This window comes from Stutzerimonas kunmingensis (assembly GCF_014764705.1).
GTDB lineage: Bacteria > Pseudomonadota > Gammaproteobacteria > Pseudomonadales > Pseudomonadaceae > Stutzerimonas.
The window spans coordinates 1-4,484 of sequence record NZ_JACXXG010000068.1 but is presented as its reverse complement, the minus strand read 5'-3'; the positions used below and the strand labels follow the sequence as shown (position 1 = coordinate 4,484).

4 protein-coding genes and 1 pseudogene are annotated in these 4,484 nt (G+C 56.0%); 2 read left to right on the top strand and 3 right to left on the bottom strand.

Translation table 11 applies throughout. From position 1 onward, the window contains the following. Positions 1 to 170: 170 nt before the first annotated feature. On the top strand, positions 171 to 668 hold the full coding sequence (locus IEG05_RS22830; RefSeq protein WP_191122767.1) for an HAD family hydrolase: 498 nt from the start codon (positions 171 to 173) through the stop codon (positions 666 to 668). An 86-nt stretch (positions 669 to 754) separates the two neighbouring features. Here IEG05_RS22830 and IEG05_RS22825 read toward each other — a convergent pair. Next, positions 755 to 1,643, bottom strand: a pseudogene (locus IEG05_RS22825) (cation efflux transmembrane domain-containing protein). Positions 1,644 to 1,735: 92 nt separating this feature from the next. Between IEG05_RS22825 and cadR the strand changes: the two are divergent. After that, positions 1,736 to 2,140, top strand: a complete 405-nt coding sequence (gene cadR / locus IEG05_RS22820; protein WP_003292662.1) for a Cd(II)/Pb(II)-responsive transcriptional regulator — start codon at positions 1,736 to 1,738, stop codon at positions 2,138 to 2,140. A 122-nt stretch (positions 2,141 to 2,262) separates the two neighbouring features. Here cadR and IEG05_RS22815 read toward each other — a convergent pair whose 3' ends face one another. Together IEG05_RS22815 and IEG05_RS22810 are read right to left on the bottom strand one after the other, a co-directional pair. Next, positions 2,263 to 3,636, bottom strand: a complete 1,374-nt coding sequence (locus tag IEG05_RS22815) for a heavy metal sensor histidine kinase (RefSeq protein ID WP_046622619.1) — start codon at positions 3,634 to 3,636, stop codon at positions 2,263 to 2,265. Then, entirely contained in the window at positions 3,633 to 4,307 is a 675-nt protein-coding gene (locus tag IEG05_RS22810) for a heavy metal response regulator transcription factor (protein ID WP_046622620.1), read from the bottom strand. The genes IEG05_RS22815 and IEG05_RS22810 overlap by 4 nt, the downstream gene beginning before the upstream one ends. Positions 4,308 to 4,484 lie beyond the last annotated feature (177 nt).

Here is a 4,484-nt window from a genome sequence, read left to right as displayed (position 1 = left end):
GACGCCGGGCACCTCGGACTAACAATGCCACCCCTGCGTCGCTGCGCTCCGACTGCCTGTCCGAATGATCGTGGAACAGGTGTCCGGATCAGCGTGGGCTGAGTGTCCGAATGGCGTGGAATCCGCAGCTTCAGGGCAGAACACCAAGGCCGGATGACGCACGGACTCTGATGACTCGAAATCTGGGCTTGGCTGGAGCTGCCGATTATTTCGGTGCGCAGTTGAGCAACTCTGAGTTAGCTAGCCTTGAAAGCGACCTTTTCACCGAGCTGGCCAGCGTTCGCCTTTTCGATGATGCGTTGAAGTCGCTAAATCAGCTAAAGAACGCCGGCCTGAAGCTCGCGTTGTGCTCCAATCTCGCAGCCCCATATGCGATTCCGGCCAAACTGTTACTGCCGTCGTTCGATGTTTACGGATGGAGCTTTGAGGTTGGGACAATAAAGCCTGAGCCTGCAATCTATCGTCAGATGATCGAACAGCTTGGCTGCGAAGCCTCCGCTATCGCAATGATCGGTGACACGTTGCAAGCCGATATGCTTGGTCCAATTGGGCAAGGCATGCGGGGCTACCACCTACAGCGTGAAGGAAAAGCCGATCAGTGCGGCTTCGTCTCGCTGATGGACTTTGCAGCCCACGTTCTGCAATACCCACCGTCCGCCATCGGCTAAAGCGGCGTCGCCAGTTTTAGCTGACGCCGCTAGACCCGGATGGCTTACAGGCATGAAGACACCCTTTTTCTGTAACGGGAGCTCCTTCAACCCTTGAGCGCCAGAATACGCCGAGCGCCGTTGAGAACGATGAATCCCACAACGGTACCGATAATCAGGTCTGGGTAGTTGGACCCAGTCCAAGCGACGAGCGCTCCGGCGACTATAACGCCCATGTTGATGACCACATCATTGGCGGAGAATATCCAGCTCGCTTTCATGTGAGCACCACCTTCCCGGTGTTTGGAAATCAGCAGCAAACAACCCGTGTTGGCAAGCAATGCCAGGAACGCGACGGCCATCATTCAGCGACTCGGGCTCGCTGCCGAATATAAAGCGTCTGACCACCTCTACGAGCACGCCGAGGGCCAAAATCAGCTGGAGCACACCAGCAAGGTGTGCAGCACGCACCTGCAGATTGACGCTGCGCCCAACCGCATAAAGGGCCAGGCCGTACACTGCCGCGTCAGCGAACATGTCGAGCGAATCGGCAATCAGACCCGCGGACCTGGCGATCAGGCCAGCAGTCATCTCTACCACGAACATGAAGGCGTTGATGCCTAACAGTAAACGTAGGGAGCGGGATTCCTGTGTAGAGTTCGCCGGATTCTCGGCGGCTTTGATCATCTCTGGGTCTGCCGCGACAGTTTTCTGAAGAGTGGCGCCTAGCCCTAACGTCGCCAGCTTTTTGGTTATGGGCTCAACGGCACTGTCATGCATGACATCTAACCGACGGTCCGACAGATCAAAAGTCAGCTTCCGAACTCCGTCCAAACCATTCAGCGCCAAGCGGATCATTCGCTCTTCTGATGGACAATCCATCTTGGGTACGGCGTAAACACTGACCCATTGCCCCGTCGTATCGGAAGGGTTTTGCATATCGGCATCAGCGGCTGGTGTCGCATCGCAGCCGCAGGGACCATCGGACTTGCTCATGATACGGCTCCACTTGAAATCGAAGATGGGATCATTAAAAGCCTTATAGCTACTATAAGGTCAATAACGCAGAGCCGATGAGGATTCACACGATGCGCATTGGTCAGTTAGCAAGGCTAATAGGGATTGATACACAGACGATCCGCTTCTATGAGCAGCAGGGCTTGTTGCCACCGCCTGATCGCCAGGCGAACGGCTATCGTGTCTACACCGAGAAGCATGGCGAGCGGCTAGCCTTCATCCGGCGCTGCCGAATCTTGAATCTGTCACTTCCAGAGATTCACGCACTCCAAAGCTACCAGGATGACCCTCGCCAGCCTTGTACGGCCGTCAATGCCTTACTCGATGATCACATTTCTCAAGTCAGATCTCAGATAACCGCTCTGCAGTCACTCGAACGACAACTCGTTTCACTGCGGGCTAATTGCAACGATGGGCGGGAAGTTGAGGCTTGCGGCATTCTCGCCGGAATTAGCGAGGACGCATGCATTAAATGAATGGCGTTGGGGCTCGCGGGCCTGATTACCCGACCAACGTGCGTGCCCCCAAATGGTTGCTCGTCCCTGTGGTTTGTGCGCCTTTGTAGTGGCGTTCGTCTCCATGCCGTATCACTTTTCAGTCAGGCGTGCCGAGGAAAGGTGAGTTCGAATGTGGTCCGACCGCCTTTGCTGGCGACAACCACGTGGCCTTTGTGGAGGTTCATCACTGAACGGACAATCGCTAGCCCCAATCCTGCCCCGCGAGGTTGTATGCCGTTAACGCGGTAAAAGCGGTCGAACAGATGTGGGAGATGATCTGATTCGATAGTCGCGCCATGATTGGTGACAGCCAGCGAGACGATGTCTACGTCCTCCTCAAGGATCTTAAGTTCGACCGTGCTGCCAGTATTCGAATGCCGCAGCGCGTTGGATAGCAGGTTGGAAATGGCCCGCTGGACCATAAGTCGATTTCCCAAAATCATGGCATCGCCCGTTACTGTCGTAGCGACTCCCGCTTCTTCGGCAAGGACTTCGAAGTATTCACATACGCGCCTCGCCTCGCTTCCTAAGGATAATTGTTCGAGCTTCAGTGCTGGGCTGGCGTGGCTGGCCTGGGCGAGAAACAGCATGTCTGACACGATTCGATCCATGCGTTCGAGTTCTTCAACCGACCACTCGATCACCTCCCGATAATGCTCCTTGCTTCGCTCACGCACCAAAGTCACCTGCGCCTTGCCTATCAGGTTGTTCAGCGGAGTTTTTAGCTCATGAGCCACATCGTCCGAGAATTGTGACAGTTGCTGAACGCCGTCATCGAGTCGATGAAGCATTACGTTGAGGCTGTGCGCCAATGCCTGGAGCTCTTGCGGAAGCCGATCGGTGCGGATTCGGGGTGATAGGTCCTGTGTCGATACCTTAGTCGCCAAGGCCCGGAACTTGCGCAGCGGTCGCAAACCATTTTGGGCGATTAGCCATCCAGCCAATCCGATCAATATCAGTAGCATCGGCACGGTCACTAAGGCCGAGCGCAGAAATGCAGCCACTAGCCGTTGATCGGCACTGCGATCTTGCGAAAGTAAAAGCGTCATTGGAGCCAGTCCCGGGACTTGGATTTGCTTGCGCCCGGTTAGCATCTGCACGCGATCTTTCGTTGTCCAGCCAAGATAGTCGCCGTCCCTGCTCACGAGATCCAGCTGCTGCGGCGCATTGGCGAAGCGGCCGATACTGAAAATGGGTGATTTCGCTGTATCGCCGATGACCGTAATCGAAAGGTTGTCATGGCCGAGTACCGTATCGCTCAGTGCGTGTTGCCAGGAGCGGCCCATACGGGCTTTGGTGTCTTCGAGGAGTCCATGATCGATCTGCGAGAGCTTGGCCGTCACTTCCTCCTGGGCGCGCAGTTCCAGTTGGCGCACCAGTACCCAGTAGCTCAGTGCAATCAGCAGCGCGACCAAAGCGGCGCCGGTAAGTGTGATTTGTAGCGCGAGACGCGATGCGAGGCTGAGTGGCTTCAAGGCCGCGCCTCCAGCACGTAGCCCACACCCCGGATGGTGTGTATCAGGCGATCGCCGAAGGGTTCGTCCACTTTCATCCGCAGGCGACGAATCGCAACATCCACCACATTGGTATCGCAGTCGAAGTTGATGTCCCACACCATGGCAGTTATTTCCGTACGCGTGAGGACTTCGCCAGTCCGGCGCATGAGCAGATGCAGTAACGCAAATTCTTTGCTGGTGAGGTCGATACGCTGACCGCTCCGGTAAGCCCTATGCCGGCCCGGGTCCAGTTCGAGGTCGGCTACACGCAGGTTGCTCGGAAGTGCGACTGCCTCGCCTCGCCGCAACAGTGTCCGGATACGGGCAAGCAGCTCGGGGAACTGGAACGGCTTGACCAGATAGTCGTCGGCGCCCGATTCCAAGCCGCGGACTTTTTGCTCTAAGCGGCCATTGGCAGTCAGCATGATGACGCGTGTCTGCTTACGCCGCCTGATGAGTTTGAGCACCTCCCACCCATCCATGGTTGGCAGATTCACATCTAGCAGCACGATGTCATAGTCGTTCTGCAGTGCCAGGTGAAATCCATCGAGGCCATCACTTACGCAATCGACCAAGTAACCACATTCGATAAGACCCTGTTGCAAGTATTCCGCAGCTTTGATCTCGTCTTCGACAACCAGGATGCGCATGTTTTCAGGTAACTCGGCAAGGAGGTGCGCGGTAAGCGGAACCAAAAAATAAGGTTCTTCGCGGAGTCTGGGGGAAGAGCGAGTTGACAGTCAGGGAAGCAGGTAAATTGGCAGTCGCCAAACACACCCTTCACCTGTCCCTGCTGTCGCCGTGCATCCTATTGATCTTGCCGCTTT